Below are 16800 nucleotides of genomic sequence, written 5' to 3'. Positions count from 1 at the left end.
CGGGCCAACAGGACGGCCCCGGCGGGATCGGGCCAAATGGGGCTAAGAGGAGGGGCAGATTGCGCCGGTCGGTGCAATTTGCAGCCAGCGTTGTGCAAAACGCAAATGCCAGTCTCATTCTGGGCTTGTTCAGGCCGGTTAAGCCGCACAGAGGAGCTATCGCTTCAGGGCGGGAGTGAGTGGCGTGGGCTTTGCATTTGCGGTAGCTGACCCGGAGCAGGATGCTTCGGGTGGCTGGGAGGCCCTATGAAACTTGGTGTGAACCAGATTGCCATGCTCTATTACGCCGGCGGCTTGCTCCTGATGAAGGGGATCTCCCTGCTGATGCTGCCGGTGTTGACCCATCAGCTGCTGCCTCGTGAATACGGCCAGCTGGAGGTGCTGCTGACCCTCATCAATCTGGGTTCCCTTATTTTGGGCTTCGGGCTGGTGGATGCCCTCTACCGCTTTGCCGGATTGGCGAAAGATGAGCAGGAGCGCCAGCAGGTGGTGGCCCGCATGTTTGGTCTGGTCTGGTTGATCGCCCTGGCCAGTCTGGTGCTGCTCTGGCTGCTGGCACCTGTGGTGCAAGCCTGGCTGCCGGTGGAAACCCGCCTTGCGGATGTGCGCTGGGTGCTCTGTGCCCTGCCGTTTGAAGGGGTGATCGGCGTGCCGCTGGCATGGCTGCGGATGCGCAATCAGGCCCGGCTCTTTTTCGTGGCGACCGCAGGCAAGGCGGTGATCCAGTCCCTGCTGACCGGCTGGTGGCTCTGGCTCGGCTGGGGCGTGAGCGGGGTGCTGGCCTCCGGCACCCTGACCTGCGTTGCACTGGCGCTGCTGCTGAGCCTCTGGCAGTGGCGAGATAGCGGGATCCGCTTTGACTGGGAGCACTATCGGCCGCTGCTGCGCTATGGATTGCCCCTGGTGGTGAGCGGGCTGGCAGGTTTTGCCCTGAGCGGACTGGACCGCTGGCTGCTGGCCGATGTGGTGGGGGAGGCGCTGCTCGCCTACTACGCGGTGGCGGGCAAGCTGGCGCTGGCGGTGGGGCTGTTGCTGCAACCCTTTGCCCTCTGGTGGTATCCCCGCCGTTTCATGCTGCTGCGCGAGCCGGATGGACTGCGACTCAATGCCCACTACAGCGTGATGGGGTCGGTGCTGGGGTTTGTCACCGCGGGGATTGTCGGGCTTACCGCCCCCTTGCTTATTCGCTGGCTGACCCCGGAGAGCTATCACGGGGCGATCGCCTATATTCCGCTGCTGGTGCTGGGCATGGCGGTGCGCAATGTTTCGGACTTGCTCAATGTCGGCTGCTTCAGCGGCGAGAAGAGCAATGCCCAGATGGTGATCAATCTGGGCTGCAGCGCTCTTGGGATCGCAGGCTTTCTGCTCGCAATCCCCCCCTTCGGGGTCGCCGGGGTGATCTGGACCCTGCTGCTGGTCTATCTGGTGCGGGCGCTGGCCTTTTATCTGGTGAGCCAGCGGTTGCTGCCGCTGCCGTATCGCCTCTCGACCCTCTGGGCCAGTTCCCTCGGGGCACTGGCGATGGTCTGGCTCGGCCAATGGTGGGCAGGATCATGGCTCGTCTAACGCCAGCCATCTGGGCAAGCGCCATTTGTCTGGTGCTGGCCCTGCTTTGGTGGCGGCTTCCCCATCCCTTGCTGTTGCCGGTGCTCGGCCTTGCCATTCCCGCCATCTGGTTTGCCCTGCGCTGGCCCTTCTTGATGGTGCTGGGGTTTGTCACTTTCTCCTTTTTTCGGCTGCATGAGGTGTTCCCCCAGCTCTATCCCCTCAAGATCCCGCTGCTCTTCTCGCTGGCCGCCATCGGCGCGCTGGTCTGGCACATTTTGCTGACCGGCCGGATCAAGCCCTACTGGAGCCCAGCGCTGAGCTGGCTGACGGCCTTCTTTGTGATGGTCTCCATCGGTGTGCTGTTTGCCAGCAACCGGGGTGAGGCGATCGCCACCTGGACCGGCAGCTACAGCAAGATCTATCTGATGACCCTGGCCACCGCCTGGCTGGTGCGCACCCCGGGGGATTTTGCGCTGGCGGTGCGTACCTTTGTGGTAGCGGGCTGTCTGGTGGCAATGGTGGCCCTTTACAACAAGGCGAGCGGGATCGGGCTGGTGGAGGGGACCCGGGTGACCATAGGGCGCGAGCTGGGCTCTGTGCTGGGGGATCCCAACGATCTGGCGCTGGTGCTGCTCTTTCCTGCCGGTTTTTCGCTGAGCTTGCTGCTCAATCATGGCGATGGGGTGGGGGGGCGTTTGTTGGGGGGGTTTGGCTTTGCGCTGACTGCGGCCGCCATTATCGCCACCCAGAGCAGGGGGGGTCTGCTGGGTATCTGCGCCGTTGGTGGCCTGTTTGCCTGGCAGCGGGTGAAGTCGAAAACCCTGTTGATCTCGATGGGGATGGTCGCGCTGGTGGTGCTGTTTGCCGCCGCTGGGATCAGCGACCGGGCATCTGGCGGCGCCGCCGAGAGCGGGGTCGATGCCTCGGCCATGGGGCGGATCTACGCCTGGCAAGCGGCTTGGGGCATGGCGCTGGGCCATCCGCTGGTGGGGGTGGGCTTGTCCAATTTCTATTACAACTACTTCTTCTACAGCCCCCATTGGGATGGGCTCAATCATGCGGTGCACTCCACCTGGTTCGGGGTGCTGGCTGAAACCGGCTTTGTCGGGTTGGCGCTGTTTATCGGCATGGTGACGGTGACCCTGCGCAGTTGCTGGCGTTGCCAGCTCGCTGGCATGCCTCCTGCAGTGATCACGGCGATGCAGGGGGTGATGGCCAGCATGGTGGGGTTTGTGATTTCGGGATCCTTCCTGACCCAGGGGTTTACCTGGCCCATCTATCTGGAGTTGGCGCTGGCCGTCGCCGCCATCAAGTACGTGCAGCAGGCGGCCACAGAGGCGAAGGCCACTGCTGAGAATCATCAGGAGGCAACCTGGTTGCCGGCAGTGCCACCAAAGGGAGCAAGAGGATGAACGCAACCCCTGTTTTGCTGGTTCACTACGGAGAGGACTGGATCCGCGGCAGCGAACGCTGCCTGCTGGATCTGCTGGCCCACCTCGATCGCAGCCGCTTTACGCCGTTGCTCTGGTGCAATAGCCCGACGCTGGCGGCAGAGGTGGCCACCCTCGGGGTAGAAACCATGGTCGAGCCGTTCAGCCTGCTGCTGGGATGGCAGGCGCCCCGTTTTGATCTTGCGGCCCATCGGCGCCTCTCCCGGCGAGCCAGAGAGCTCATCACCGAACGGCAGATTGGGCTGGTGCACGCCAACAGCGCGGCTCCTTGTCAGTGGCTGGCGGGGGTCTGTCGGGCGTTGCAGGTACCGTTGGTGTGCCACCTCCATGCCCGTTATCAGCCCAGAGACAGATTCAGCCTGCGGGTTCATCAGGCAAGCGTGCTGATCGGGGTGAGCGAACCGGTGTTGACCGGTTGGCGCCAGGATGGCTACGCGGCCGAGCGGTTGATCCGGGTACCCAACGGGGTGGATGCCGCTCGCCTGAATGGCGGTGCTCACTGGCCGGTCGTCGGCATGCTGGGCTTGCCACCGGGGGATATGATCATCGCCACCGTCGGCTCATTGATCAAACGCAAGGGGATTGATCTGCTGATCCGCTCGCTGGCTGCCCTGATGGCATCGGGGGAGGAGGCTCAGTTGCTGATCATTGGCAGCGGCCCGGAGCGGGAAGCATTGATGGCGTTGGCTGTCGAGCTCGGGGTGGCCGAGCGGGTCCACTTTCTCGGCGAGCGGCCGGACAGTGCCGCTATCTTGCGGGGCGGGGTGGATCTGCTGGTCTCCGGAGCCCGTGAGGAGGTGTTTGGTCTGACGTTGGCGGAGGCGGGCATGTTGGGGCTTCCGGTCAGTGCCTATCGGGTGGGCGGCATCCCCGAAGTGGTGGAGGAGGGGGTGACCGGTTTGCTGGCAACCCCGGGGGATTGGGCCGAGATGGCTGATCACTGGCGGCAATTGAGCAATCCGCAGCGCCGATGTGAAATGGGGCGGGCCGCTCAGTTGCGTGCCGCACAGTTGTTCACGGTGGCGCGCTATGTCGACGGGGTCACGGCGGTGTGGGACGCCGCGCTGGCTGGTCGTTGGCACGCCACGGCCTCCACACCCTTCCGACCACTCATTCACTGGGCGGGGCAACGACTCCTTGCCAGAGGTCGCAATATGCTGGCGAGTGGGATGGCAAAAGTGGCGCAAAAAGTGCAACTGGGGTTTGGCCGCCGCAAGGTGCCAGAGTAAGGGAGCAGCAAGATGAGCATGCAAACTGAGCCGGTGTTCGGAAAGGTCATCGTCGTGGATCCCATCCCGTTTCGCGGTGGCTCCAAGGTTGCGACCGAAGTGCTGCTCGATGAGTTGGCCAAACGGATGCCCGGGCTCACATGCCATGTGTTGACCCAGGATCCCGACTCCTGGTCCCGTTGCCAGCATCATCCTCTTTGGCTGCCCCACATATTGAAGGGGCGGGAGTCCGGCATCGGTTATCTGCTCAAACAGGGGTGGCAGACCCTGCTCATCCTCTGGCTGGTGTTGCGTTTGGGGGAGGTGAAGTGCCTGGTGGCGGCGTCAGGGCCGGGGGTGGATCTCTGCTGTTACTGGGCGGCCCGTTGGTTGCGGTGCCGGGTGGTTCAGCTGATCCATGGCCCTGTGGGGTGCTCGGGCCTCTCAGCCAGAGCCTTGCAACGGGCGAGTTTTGTCTTTTATCTCGAATCAACTCGCAGCTCCCTGGCGGCGTTGCTGGCCCGGCTTGGCGAGACCGAGTTCCCGTCACACTGGCAGCCATTTACCAACGGTTTGAGCGAGATTGATTGGCCCAAAGCGACCCTGGGGGGGCACCGCATTTTGTGGGCGGCCTCGTTGCTGCGCTGGAAAGGGCTGGAGACGATGCTTGCCGCCCATCAGATGATCCCTGATGCTCGCCCCGAGCTGATGGTGTGCTATCTGCAGCCCAAGGGCACGCTGCAGCCCTGCAGCCAGCCTCAGCCACAGCTGCCAGACACGCACTGGTATGCCAACCCCGCCAATCTTGACGAGATCCGATCTCAATGCGGCATTTTTGTCTCCACCAGTCATCAGGAACCCTTTGGTCTCTCCATTCTGGAGGCCATGGCGGCGGGATTATGCGTAGTGATCCCGGCCGATGGCGCCTGGTGGGATCGACACCTCACCGATGACGTGAATTGTCGTAAATATCAGCCAAACGATCCCGGCGATCTGGCGCGGGTGCTGGCCAGCCTCAACACCATGCCCGACGTGGTCAAGCGACTTGGCCATCATGCCCGCCTGCATGCCATGGTCCATTACAACGCGGCGGATACCTACCAAAGCACACTGGATCAGTGGGAAGGCATGTTGCGATGGGATGCGTTGAGCCTTGCCGTGCATGGTTAGCGCGCAGTGGTTGCCCGTGGGGAGGATGGTTACGCATGAGGGACTTATGGGCAGAGGGGTTACGGGAGGCTGGGTGACTCCGCCACTCTGATGCAGTTACGGCCGGATGATTTGGCGGTGTAGAGCGCAGCATCAGCCAGTTTGACCAGTTCAGATGGCTGCCAGTGACTCGATGGTCTGAGGCAGGCAACACCCATGCTAACGGTCACCAGACCGGTGGCATTTTGTGCGTGTGGCTGCGCGAGTGCAAAAATCAGTCGCTGGATATGTTGGGCAATTTCATAGGCGGATTGACGCTCGACATGTGGCAACAGGATGACAAATTCCTCTCCGCCGTAGCGGGCCACCAACTCCCCCGAGCGGCGCCCGGATTGCGCCAGGGTATGGGCCAGCAATCGAAGGCACTCGTCACCGGCAACGTGGCCATAGAGGTCGTTGAACTGCTTGAAATGATCGATGTCGAGCATGATGAGCGCAATCGGCATCTCTGTCTGAATACAGCGCTCCCAGGCCTGGTTCAATGAGTTGTCGAACAGACGACGGTTGCCGATGTTGGTGAGCCCGTCGGTATTGCTGAGCGCTTCCAGTTTCCGGTTCGCTTCCGCCAGCTCCTTGGTTCTGAGCTCGATAATGAGCTCCAGCTCATGTTGGCGCTCCTCCAGACTGGTCATCGGGTAAATTTCGCTTTCCCGAGCCACCCCGTAAGGGATGGAAATACTGCTGTGCGCAATTTTCCACGCCATGGCTTCGTGTCGAAAAATCAGCACCAACCTGGCGGTTCTGCGGGAAAGGATAGGTTCTGATTTCGGTAGATGGATATGAAAGAAGGCGGTGACCGCCACCACGTCAGCGGCCAGATCTTGCAGGGTCACATCGAGTATTTCCAGGTGGATTCTGTCCGTGATCTGGGCAAAATCGCGGCGGGTTATCCGGATCCACTCATCCCTATCGGTAACCAGAACATCACTGCTGCCGGCAAAACCGCTGAAATTGTCGCTAAACCGCGTGGTGAGCCGATCATCCCGTGATGAATACAGCTCGATGTACTCATCAAACAGTGAGCGGATCAACTGTTCCCGTTCAGTGGTCATTGCGCTGGGCCCATGTGAAGTGGTCACGTTTTTCAAACGTTCGATTGAACTATAGTCAATTATGTCATTTTAATTGGCTATCTATCTTGATTTTTCTCGTTTTTTTGTTCGATTACCGTAATTGGCAAGTGTCCGTAAGGTCAGTCAGAACAAGGTGCCATGGAGAGGATTAGCATGGCTGTCCGGTGCATATCCTCCCCATCTCTATTACGCATCGGGGTGACCACCGGTGACAAGACGGCGGGTCTGCATGCAGATCCCCAGACTGCAGGCATCAGGTAACCCAGAGTGCCTCGCGGCGATCAATGGCTGGCGAGATAGGGGCTGATATCCACCTCGTCAATGAGCTCCGGGCTCATGTAACGCTTGGCATAGCGCAGGTAGACGCCAGAGCGGAGAAAGAGCGCAAACAGCTCGGGGTCGATATGGTGATCCTGTTGCATGAATCCCATGATGCGGATGGCCTCCGAAAGAGATTTGGCTTTCTTGTAGGGGCGATCGCCGGCGGTCAGCGCCTCGAAGATATCGGCGATGGCCATCATCCGGGCAGGGATGCTCATCTCGTCCCGTTTCAGCCGCTTGGGATAACCAGTGCCATCCATCTTCTCATGGTGTCCCCCTGCGATTTCCGGCACCTGTTTCAGGTTGGCGGGGAAGGGGAGTTTTTCGAGCATGATGATGGTCTGGATCATGTGCTCGTTGATCTTGTAGCGCTCCTCATCTGTGAGGGTGCCCCGGCGGATGGCGAGGTTGTAGAGCTCGCCGCGGTTATAGAGGTATTCAGGGGTGTTGACCTGAAATCCCCAAGGGTTGTCAGGGGCAAGGCGGTCGCGGTTGCTGCGGGTGAAGAGGTGATCCGGGCGATCGGCCAACAAGGGTTCGGTGACCGGCAGCGGTGGCTCCGCGGCCCGCTGTTTGCGCGCCAGTTCATCCTGAGAGATCCCAATCCGATCGGAGAGCGTGCGCTGCCAGGTGCGGCCCGCGATCTGCTGCAGCCTTGCAATATCCTCTGTGGCCATAAATTCGCCCCCTTCGTTGCAACGGGCGATAAAGGCAAACTCCTCATCCAGCTGTTGCCACTGCTGTTGCAGCGTGGCCTGTAACGTGGCCTCATCACCCCCATGGAGACGTGCCTGCCAGTAGGCAATCTCGGCATCCCGTTTCAGCACTTCAAAGCGCATCCTGACCTCGTGAATGCGATCGCACAGGGTTTCCAGCTTGGTGGCCTTGTCGACCACAAACTCCGGAGTGGTGACTTTGCCGCAGTCGTGCAGCCAGGCCGCGATATGTATTGCTTCCCACTGTTTTTCATCGAGCGAGAAGTGTTGGAAGGGGCCCTCCTTGGCCTCACATGCCGCTTCTGCCAGCATCTTGGTCAGTTCGGGGACTCGTTGACAGTGGCCACCGGTATAGGGGCTCTTGGCATCGATGGCCCCTGCGATGAGCTGGATAAAGGCTTCCAGCAGATTGCGCTGCTCCTCCAGCAGTCGCTGGGTGGTGAGTGCCACAGCGGCGGTGGAAGAGAGCGCGTTGACAAATGCCATCCGCTGCGGGGTCAGTGACTTCTTCCGTTCATCGATCAGAAACACCAGGGTGCCGAGCAGTTGGCCATCACGGTTTTTCAGGGCAATCGGCCAGAAGGTCAGTGGTGTGTCGCTCTCCTCGATGTAGGGAAACAGGATCTGCAATTCGCTGGTGACCAATGCAACGGGTTCCAGTTCTACCCCTTGCAAGCTCTGGAACAGTGGATGTTTTGGCTGATTGAGGGTTCCGATACTGTGGATCGGCGTTTGCTCCTGCACCTCGCCATTCCAGCACAACCCTGCCAGATCCAGTGTCTTGTTGCCGCTATCGGAGAGGTAGAGCATGCAGCCTGTTGCACCGGTCAGTTGCTGCATTTCGGTGAGCAGCCGCACCAGCAAGCGGGGGAAACTGGTCTCGCTGGAGAGGGAGGTGGAAAGCTGCAAAAAGCGCTGGATGGTCGATTTCATGTCGCCCATGGCCTGGGAGAGATCGATGATTTCAGCAATATAGGAGTTGACTCGGATCGGATCGTTGAAGTCGAAGTGGGCGATTTTTCCTGCTTCTTGAGTCAGGTCATCAAGGGGCCTGGCGGCGGTTCTGGCCAGCTTGATGGCCGCGAACAGGGCAAAGATCAGGAAGATGCCCGACAGAAGGAAGGTCTGATTGCGAATGGTGAAGGCGGTGGCCAGCAACTCATCGACAGGTGCTGCAATCCAGAGGGTTAATTTTGACCCATCGGCTTCCGGTAAAGTGATACGCATTCCTTGCCAATCATTGCCCTCTGACTTAAAGGAAAGACTATCTGCCTTCTGATTCTGACTGGCATTCATCAAGTGTTGGATCATAGGCAGGTCGGCTTCGGTCACTCTTGCAAGTCGATAAGCGCCATGTTCATGAATCAGCATCCCACCTTTATGACTTGTCATTAGCTCGCCCTGCTCATTGACGATGGCTAGACGCATATTGGGGGTTATCTTGGCGGATTTGAGCAGGCGCTCGATAGCTCGGAGGTTCAGGCTCATCCCTATGACGCCAGCCCCATTTTGCATTGGTTCGGCAAAACTCAGGTACATCTCCTGAGTATCGTGCGAGATATAGAGAGGGGATTGCACCAGCTGTCCACTCTGCTTGGCCTGAATAAACCATGGATGCTCTATTGGATCAAAAAATTGTCCTGATTCCTCTTGCCGTTCAATGATGGTGAGATTGTCGGCCAGCGCGAAGGTCTCCGTAAGAGTGGTTGCCTCTTGATGCCGGATGCTCTTCACGATCCAGCGGGTATTGGTGGGCGGCGTTAGGTGTTGTACCTCGGTGTCGGCAGGCCAGCGCATGAGCCAGAATAGATCGCCGTTGTTGTAACCGGCATACACCGCGTTGGCAGAAGGTTGTCCTTTGAGCAGGGTTGTCATGTAGGGAAGGCTGGCCATTCGCTCTGACAGGGTCTTGGCTTCGGTCAGGCGCTGTTGGGCGAGCAGATTGACGCTTAAAGCTGAGGTGCTGAACAGTCCTTCTAAAGCCTGAGTGGTGATTTGGCCAATCAGGCTGAATCTCTCTTCTGCCTCTTTCATCAGCATGGTTTTGGTTTGCCGATATTGGTGACCAAGAGTGATCAAGGCAAACACCAGCAATAAACCCAGAAACAGATGGGCAATATGAACATACAAGGGGATAACGCGGCGAATGAGACTCATGTTATCTCCTTAAATGGATGGGTTTGTTGAGTGGGGTATAAATGAGATAACCCAACAGGATAATGGGTAGCTTCATGGTGTTCGCCCTTGCTGCTTGCATTAAAGAGCCCCCGTTGCGTAAACCACCAGATGACAATAAATGGAAAGGGGTGATAAATCCTTTTTTTTATTCACCCATCGCAGTAGCCAAAAATGATCCACGGCGATGTTACCGCAGAGTTCTGTGATCGTGATTCTTTTCACTCTGGATATGGATTGAAACCCTCTTTTTGCGGGAAGTGCGCCGAGATATTCAGCAGCCTGGTTTCTTCATCCAGCGACACAGTAACGGTGGCGCCATGGGCTTCCAGCATGATTTTGCCATGATAGCCATTGTGACTGTGTGCTTCTTTGTTGTTATTAGAGGATGGGAATCTGTCGAACAGAGAGAGGACATTGTTGATATCCAGCAAGGTCGAGCTATCAATATTTAAAATAATGCTGTCGGGGTATTTCAGACAGACAATTTCCACGCAGGAGGAGGGCTCCGCATGCTCACAAGCGAGCCGTGTCAATATTTGAAACGCGGAATAACAGAGAAATTCGTCACCTGCGATGAATAGCTCGTCATAGAGGTAATTTTTGGGTTTGGTCAGCTTGATATCGAGCTTTTTCCCGGCATAGAGATTTTTGAATTGCACCGAAAGCCGGTTGAAAATATTAAAGAGCTGGACTTTACCCGCTTTCAAAACAAAGGTGCCGGTTTCAATCTGGTAAATCTCGCTGGCCAGCCGGGTCAATGCCAGTGCATCGCCTACAGATTTTCTGGTGATGGATAGCTGGGTTTTTTGGAGCATGTTGAGCGATGAGTCGGCCGCCAGCTCTTCCAGCAGGTGTAGCGCGTTGAGCAGGGGCTCCCGAATTTCATAGCGGATATTGAACTCGAGGCTCTCTTTGAGCGTATTGAGCTCAAGCATCTGATCGAACTCTTTTTGCAGATCTCTTCTGGCATGCACCAGCCGCATCAGATTGGCAATGCGAAAACGCAGCATCTCGATGTCGATCGGCTTGGTGATAAAATCGACGGCCCCCAGTTTCATCGCCCGTTTACGGGAATAGATATCATCCAGTGCCGTCATAAAGACGATGGGGATGTGCTCTGAGTTGGGATGTTCACGCAAAATTCTGGCGACATCGAATCCGTTCAGGTTGGGCATCATGATATCGAGCAGCACCAGATCGGGTGGATTATCCGATTGGCAGATCCTGATCGCTTTTTCGCCATCCTTGACCAACTTGAGATGAAACTCTTTGCGAAATACCGAGGTGATCAGCATCAAATTATCTGGAACATCGTCAACCACCAGAATGGTTGGACTATCCTGATTGCTGGCGACCAGATCGCTGTTGGAAAAACGGTGCAAACGACCGAATTCAAATTGTGAAAGTGGGGGCTGCGACTGGCTGGTTGCCAACAGCAGCCGAGTGATCCTGGTTTTAAGGGTATCGGGCTTGAGCGGGGTCAAGATAATGTCAGAGACTTTCGCCTGGACAAATTGTTCGATCAATGGGCGATCTGTCCCTGAGGTCAGGGTCAAAAATGGCAGTGTGTGATGAGGTGCCCTACTGCGAATATTTTTCAGCAGCGTGAGCAAGTTTGCCGAATCGAGATCGATATTGCAGATGATCATGGCGGCAGGGCCATCAGCCACGCAACGTTCCAGCGCCTCGACACTCTCCACCACCGTAATCTGGCTTATGCCAATGGCTCGTAACTGATTGCATAGCGCATCGCTGTGCACATTATCTTTTTCCAGTACCAGCGTGGGCCCGGAAATTATTTTTGCTATGTCCATATGGCTATCTGATGTGCCCATCTTTCGCTGTATCCTGCCAGCTCATTTTGAGCATGATAATATAGGGTGCATGACCCTGGTCAACCGATACCTCTGCTACCTTGCGCTGGAAATATAAATCTGCAAGCTGGCTCATGACCCAACGTGATAAAGAGAGCAATCCGATATCATCATACCGTTGGTGCTGACCCATCTTCTGATGGTGTACAACCGCCATTACCCCATATCCACTTTTTCTTGTATCCGGTTTATCCCTTGTGAGTTGCTGGCTCCTGTCGGGTTGTGCGCACATTTCAACCGGGTTGTCATGGCTGCCTGTCGGGGGATCCGTTATGGTGTGAGAAAGGTTGGCAGGGGTCGCCATCCTCCATCTTGGCAGGGAGAATCACTAGATATGGAACATCTTGCCCCGAGCGCGGCTCATCCTATGGTGCTGCTGGTTGATGATAAGAGTGGCTGCCACAAGTTGATGAATGCGCTGCTCGGTGAGTGCCTTTTATTGCACGTCTTCTCCTGTGAGGCGGTGCTGATGATGGCCAGGCAGAACGATGGAGCATGCTGTCAACCATGAAATCGCGTCTCTGGCACATTGCTGCCGTGCTGTTGCTCTCCCTGATGTTGGCCACGCTGGTCGATGCCTTCTATCTGGAGCTGGAGCGGCAGGAGTATCGCCAGTCGCTGGATACCCGCATTCAGCGCGAGGGCGACAATCTGCAGCAACTGACCCTCTCAAGCAAGGGGATGGGGGCGGTGCAACTGGCTGGCCGCCTCAACCGCGAGATCCAGCAATCGTCACTGCTCGAACGGGGGGAGCTGAGCCCGAGCGAAGCTCTGCAGGTGTTGGCTCAGGGGGTGAAGGCCAATCATGCCTTTGTTACCAATAAAGCAGGGGTGATTGTCCGTGATTGGGATGCGCTTGGTCGCCATGTCGTCGGGCAGGATGTGTCGTTTCGCTCTTACTTCAGACAAGGGATCCTAGGGCTGGAAACGGTAGATGCCGGGGTTAGCCTCAATACCGGCAAGCGGATGATCTATGTGGCGGCGCCAGTCTCTCACGATCGGGCGCAAGGAAGCGACATTACTGGGGTGGTGGTGGCGCGTTACGAGATGGCGCTGCTCGATACCTTTCTGGCCGGGTGGGGCGATACCATCGGTTTGCTGGTCTCGCCAGATGGAGTGGTGATGGCTAGCAACAAGAGCGACTGGCAAATGGCGGTGGTGGGGCCGAACTCTGCCGTCAGGCAACAGCAGATCTTTGCCTCTCGCCTATATGGACACTACTTTGCCCCGGATCGCAAACCAGTGATCCTGCCTGCACTCGATGGCAGTGAAGTTCGGATAGGGAAAGATAGCTATCTGGTGAGCCGCATGCCTATCGAGTGGCACGATGCCAAAGGGCTGTGGACGCTGCTGCTGTTGGGCAATGTGGAACAGGCCGTGTCAGGATGGCGGCGAGTGGCCTTGTTCGGCACCGCCCTGTTGATATGTCTGAGCTCGGCCCTGCTCTGGCAGGGGCGAATGTTGCGTCGCCGCAGTATCCGCGAGCGCAACGAACAGTTTGCCTTCCAGCAGGCATTGATCGATACCCTGCCACATCCTCTCTTCTATACCGATAATCAGGGTCGCCTGCTGGGGGTAAATCGCGCCTTTACCAGTTCATTTGGTGGTGCCCGCCCGCTCGAGGGCAAGCGGTTGGCGGAGTTGCCCCAACTTGCCGGGTTGGACTCGGCGGATGAGGACAACACCTTGTTGAGGGTGGCTGGCAGCCAGGCCAGAACGCAGCATGAGGTGCGCCTGTTTTCGCCGGATGGCCGTCCTCTGGACATGCTCTATTTTCTCTCGGGGATCGAGCTTGCCGAGAGCGAGCGAAGCGGTGCGGTCGGCAGCCTGGTCGACATCACCCCGATCCGTGCCGCCGAGCAGGCCATGCGGGAGGCTCATGACCGGATAGCGGCAGATCGCCAGCGGCTGCACGAGAGCGAGCAGCGGATCCAGTCCATGGTGCGCAACGTACCGGGTATGGTCTATCGCTGCTTGCCTCATCATCCCTGGACCATGTTGTTCGTCAGCGACGAGGCGGAAAAATTGACCGGCTATCCCGCCAGCGATTTTGTCGGCGTAGGCAACAGCCGCGATTTTGGTGACTTGATCCATCCCGATGACCTCGAACTGAGCAACCGCAACACCATCGAGGCTATTGCCGAACATCGGCAATATATCAACGAGTACCGCATCTTCGATCGCTGGGGTCAGCTCCGCTGGGTCTACTCTATCGGACTCGCCACCTATGATGCCGAGGGTAAGGCCATCTATCTGGACGGGATCATCTTCGATTTCAGCGACCGCAAGCAGGCGGAGGCCGCCATGCTCGAAGCCCGGCAGATCGCCGAAGATGCCACCCGAACCAAGAGCGAATTTTTGGCCAACATGAGCCATGAGATCCGCACGCCAATGAATGCCATCATCGGCATGGCCCATCTGGTGCTGCAAACCAACCTCTCCCCCGAGCAGCACAACTATGTGAGCAAGATAGACAGAGCGGCGAACAACCTGCTTGGGATCCTCAACGACATCCTTGACTTCTCCAAGATGGAGGCAGGCAAGCTGCAACTGGAGAAGGTGGATTTCCAGCTCAACGAGGTGTTCGAGTGGCTGGCGGATCTTACGGCGTTTCGGGCGCGGGAAAAGGGGTTGGCGCTGCTGTTCGATCTGGCCGGTGATCTGCCTGACCGTTTACGCGGTGATCCCCTGCGACTTGGCCAGATCCTGCTCAACCTGACCAGCAATGCCATCAAATTCACCGAGCAGGGAGAGGTGATTGTCCGGCTGGCACGCAGTAACGAGCGAGATGGCAAGATCTGGCTGCAGGGCAGTGTGCAGGATAGCGGTATCGGCATGACAGCCGAGCAGTGCCAGCGTCTCTTCCACTCCTTTGAACAGGCTGACAGCTCGACCACCCGCAAATATGGTGGCACCGGTCTTGGTTTGGCCATCACGCACAATCTGGTGCAACTGATGGACGGGGAGATCCGGGTGGAGAGCGCCCCGGGGGAGGGCAGCGAGTTCCACTTCCGTATCTGTCTCGCCACCCTGGCGGATCAGGGTAAGGAGAAAGAGCAACGTGTCGCCATGCCGCTGGCGCCGCAGCGTCTGCTGTTGCTGGAGTCGTGTCCTGCTTCGCGAGCGGCCATTCTCCACCAGCTGGCGGCGCTGCCTGTTGAGCTTGTCTGCGCGGACGAGCCCGCCGCGCTGCTGGCACTGCTGCATCAAGGCATCGCGGCGGGCAAACCCTGTGATCGAGTTGTGCTGGGCTTGCAGGAGGGGGAGAGCTGGTTGTCAGAGGTGCTGCAGGAGGTTGGCACGCTGGCAGCGCCGCCCGCGATCTTGCTGATCACCTCGGGCGATCCCGCACCGCTTGCCAGCGATGTTGCTGCGCTGGGGTTGGCGCCGTGTGATGTGCTGGCCCATCCGTTTACCCCGCAGGCACTGTGTCAGGCATTGTGTAAGGCGCAGGGGGGCGATGCCGTGGGACGAGAGGCGTTATCGGATGCAAGCCCCCATCATCAGGTTGCGCTGCCCGCTCATGGGTTGGCGGGGGCTCGTCTGCTGTTGGTGGATGATAACGACATGAACCGGGAGGTGGCGCTGGCCCTGCTGGGCAAGGAGCAGATTTCCCTGGTCTGTGCTTGCGATGGGGCACAGGCGCTCGCCCTGTTGGCGCAAGATCTCGGGTTTGACGGCATCCTGATGGATTGCCAGATGCCGGTGATGGACGGGTACACCGCGACCCGGTTGATCCGCGCCGATCCAGCGCTGGCCCGGATCCCCATTATCGCCATGACCGCCAGCACCATGGCCGGGGATAAAGAGAAGGCGCTGGCGGCAGGCATGAATGACCACATCGCCAAACCCTTGAATATGCCGCTGTTACTGGCGACCCTCTCGCACTGGATCAAGCCTGCCAGACCACTGACTGCCGCCAGTAAGTTGCAGGTGACTGACGATGTGGCCCCTTGGCAAGAAGTGCCCGGCCTTGACGTGCCGCGGGGCATGGCCGTGATGGGGGGCGACAGTGCGCTCTACCACAATATGTTGCAGCGCTTCTGTAACGGGCAGCAGGGGTTTGAAGCCAGTTTCCACTCGGTGTGGGTATCGGATGACAAAGTCACGGCCCGGCGTCTGGCTCACACCCTCAAGGGCAGTGCCAGCACCATAGGGGCGACCGGTGTGGCGGATCAGGCGGCGCTGCTCGAGCAAGCCTGTGAAGAGGGGGATGATGCAGGGGTCGCAACCCGCTTGCCATCCCTGATGGCCGAGCTGAAGCCCCTGCTGTCTGGGCTGGAAGCCGCGCTGGCAGTGTCCCCTGTGACGATGGGCGCTTCCCGAGGCATCGATGCCGGGATGCTGGCGGCGCAACTCCAGCAGTTGGGGGCCTTGCTGGCACAGAGCGATGCCCAGGCGTTGGCGCTTTGTCAGCAGATTGAGGCTGATCTGGCTGGCAGTGCATTGCCGCTGCGTGCTGCATTTCAAGAGGTGAGCCGGGCGGTCAACGAGTTCGAGTTCGATAAGGCGCTGCAGTTGCTGGCACCACTGCTTGGGTGATGGTTAACACCCTTATCGCTTGTCATGTTTATCGTCATCCCAACTCATTTTTTGGGGTTGCCATTGAACAAGAACAATTATCATCCTTATCGATGGGGATGGATATTTACGTTCTGGTTAATTACGCAGGGTGACGTGAAGGTAAATAGTGTGAAGGTGGGCGGTAACATCTGTAACCGGATGAGCGAATGCATCGCGAGTTAAATATGATCACTATGTTGTAGGCAGCCTTCCACCTTGCCTTTTCTCTCACCATTAATTTGAATGCAGATTCACGATGATGCGTAAACATATCCGTGATCGCGATATTTTACTCACCAGCATCCAAGACAATAAAGAGTGGGGGGGAGCGTATTGATATGCATACCTCGGCGGCATCTTTTCACTAAGCTGTGTTAAACGGCAGGGAGGCCAAGCGGGGTTGTACTGTGTGGGTTAGCAGAAGCAATCATCGCCGTCCAGTGCAGGCTAAATGCAAACTGAAACCAAGCGACAGCAGGTAAACTGTGCCGTGCAGGCCGTGCTTGCTACCGGTGGCAGCTGGCCGTGAGACAGTTCTGGTGTGGGGAGGCAAGTCAGGAGGTTGTCCCGTGGATGACTGCATGAAATATGCAATGAGATGAGTAAAGATATATTCAATGGATCATTTATGGGTGGGCATCAGTATTGTGAAATGAGCG

10 protein-coding genes are annotated in these 16800 nt (G+C 58.0%); 6 read left to right on the top strand and 4 right to left on the bottom strand.

Annotation, left to right across the window (positions count from 1 at the left end; genetic code table 11):
- The first annotated feature begins 246 nt into the window (after positions 1-246).
- The 4 genes from AB5Z05_RS09995 to AB5Z05_RS09980 are packed head-to-tail and all read left to right on the top strand — an operon-like array spanning position 247 to position 5377.
- The gene (locus tag AB5Z05_RS09995; RefSeq protein WP_151286399.1) at positions 247-1566 is read left to right on the top strand and encodes an oligosaccharide flippase family protein; all 1320 of its coding nucleotides are present in this window, start codon (positions 247-249) and stop codon (positions 1564-1566) included.
- Positions 1554-2960, top strand: a complete 1407-nt coding sequence (locus AB5Z05_RS09990; protein ID WP_368151315.1) for an O-antigen ligase family protein — start codon at positions 1554-1556, stop codon at positions 2958-2960. Before AB5Z05_RS09995 ends, AB5Z05_RS09990 begins: the two co-directional genes overlap by 13 nt.
- The gene (locus AB5Z05_RS09985; protein WP_368151313.1) at positions 2957-4228 is read left to right on the top strand and encodes a glycosyltransferase family 4 protein; all 1272 of its coding nucleotides are present in this window, start codon (positions 2957-2959) and stop codon (positions 4226-4228) included. The genes AB5Z05_RS09990 and AB5Z05_RS09985 overlap by 4 nt, the downstream gene beginning before the upstream one ends.
- 12 nt (positions 4229-4240) lie before the next feature.
- Positions 4241-5377 carry a glycosyltransferase family 4 protein gene (locus AB5Z05_RS09980; RefSeq protein ID WP_368151311.1) on the top strand — a complete coding sequence of 379 codons (1137 nt, stop codon included), beginning with the start codon at positions 4241-4243 and terminating at the stop codon, positions 5375-5377.
- 59 nt (positions 5378-5436) lie between these two features.
- Here the strand turns inward: AB5Z05_RS09980 and AB5Z05_RS09975 are convergent, their stop codons facing one another.
- From AB5Z05_RS09975 to AB5Z05_RS09960, 4 genes are all read right to left on the bottom strand, one after another.
- Positions 5437-6468 carry a diguanylate cyclase gene (locus AB5Z05_RS09975; RefSeq protein ID WP_368151309.1) on the bottom strand — a complete coding sequence of 344 codons (1032 nt, stop codon included), beginning with the start codon at positions 6466-6468 and terminating at the stop codon, positions 5437-5439.
- Positions 6469-6770: 302 nt separating this feature from the next.
- Positions 6771-9683, bottom strand: a complete 2913-nt coding sequence (locus AB5Z05_RS09970) for an HD domain-containing phosphohydrolase (RefSeq protein ID WP_368151307.1) — start codon at positions 9681-9683, stop codon at positions 6771-6773.
- Positions 9684-9922: 239 nt separating this feature from the next.
- Positions 9923-11539 carry a response regulator gene (locus AB5Z05_RS09965; RefSeq protein ID WP_236267561.1) on the bottom strand — a complete coding sequence of 539 codons (1617 nt, stop codon included), beginning with the start codon at positions 11537-11539 and terminating at the stop codon, positions 9923-9925.
- Entirely contained in the window at positions 11523-11882 is a 360-nt protein-coding gene (locus tag AB5Z05_RS09960) for a hypothetical protein (protein WP_236267559.1), read from the bottom strand. Before AB5Z05_RS09960 ends, AB5Z05_RS09965 begins: the two co-directional genes overlap by 17 nt.
- Before the next feature lie 30 nt (positions 11883-11912).
- Here AB5Z05_RS09960 and AB5Z05_RS09955 point away from each other — a divergent pair, with 30 nt between their 5' ends.
- Both AB5Z05_RS09955 and AB5Z05_RS09950 read left to right on the top strand, forming a co-directional pair.
- Entirely contained in the window at positions 11913-12089 is a 177-nt protein-coding gene (locus AB5Z05_RS09955; RefSeq protein WP_158113075.1) for a hypothetical protein, read from the top strand.
- On the top strand, positions 12086-16120 hold the full coding sequence (locus AB5Z05_RS09950; protein WP_368151304.1) for an ATP-binding protein: 4035 nt from the start codon (positions 12086-12088) through the stop codon (positions 16118-16120). Before AB5Z05_RS09955 ends, AB5Z05_RS09950 begins: the two co-directional genes overlap by 4 nt.
- The last annotated feature ends 680 nt before the right edge of the window (positions 16121-16800 follow it).

Source organism: Aeromonas sp. R2-4, assembly GCF_040908365.1.
GTDB classification, from domain to species: Bacteria; Pseudomonadota; Gammaproteobacteria; order Enterobacterales; family Aeromonadaceae; genus Aeromonas; species Aeromonas veronii.
This window is presented reverse-complemented; position numbering and strand designations above follow the sequence as displayed.

Coding starts and splice junctions, on each gene's coding strand:
- AB5Z05_RS09995 (WP_151286399.1), top strand. CDS start 247: ATGAAACTTGGTGTGAACCAGATTGCCATGCTCTATTACGCCGGCGGC.
- AB5Z05_RS09990 (WP_368151315.1), top strand. CDS start 1,554: ATGGCTCGTCTAACGCCAGCCATCTGGGCAAGCGCCATTTGTCTGGTG.
- AB5Z05_RS09985 (WP_368151313.1), top strand. CDS start 2,957: ATGAACGCAACCCCTGTTTTGCTGGTTCACTACGGAGAGGACTGGATC.
- AB5Z05_RS09980 (WP_368151311.1), top strand. CDS start 4,241: ATGAGCATGCAAACTGAGCCGGTGTTCGGAAAGGTCATCGTCGTGGAT.
- AB5Z05_RS09975 (WP_368151309.1), bottom strand. CDS start 6,468: ATGACCACTGAACGGGAACAGTTGATCCGCTCACTGTTTGATGAGTAC.
- AB5Z05_RS09970 (WP_368151307.1), bottom strand. CDS start 9,683: ATGAGTCTCATTCGCCGCGTTATCCCCTTGTATGTTCATATTGCCCAT.
- AB5Z05_RS09965 (WP_236267561.1), bottom strand. CDS start 11,539: ATGGGCACATCAGATAGCCATATGGACATAGCAAAAATAATTTCCGGG.
- AB5Z05_RS09960 (WP_236267559.1), bottom strand. CDS start 11,882: ATGGCGACCCCTGCCAACCTTTCTCACACCATAACGGATCCCCCGACA.
- AB5Z05_RS09955 (WP_158113075.1), top strand. CDS start 11,913: ATGGAACATCTTGCCCCGAGCGCGGCTCATCCTATGGTGCTGCTGGTT.
- AB5Z05_RS09950 (WP_368151304.1), top strand. CDS start 12,086: ATGAAATCGCGTCTCTGGCACATTGCTGCCGTGCTGTTGCTCTCCCTG.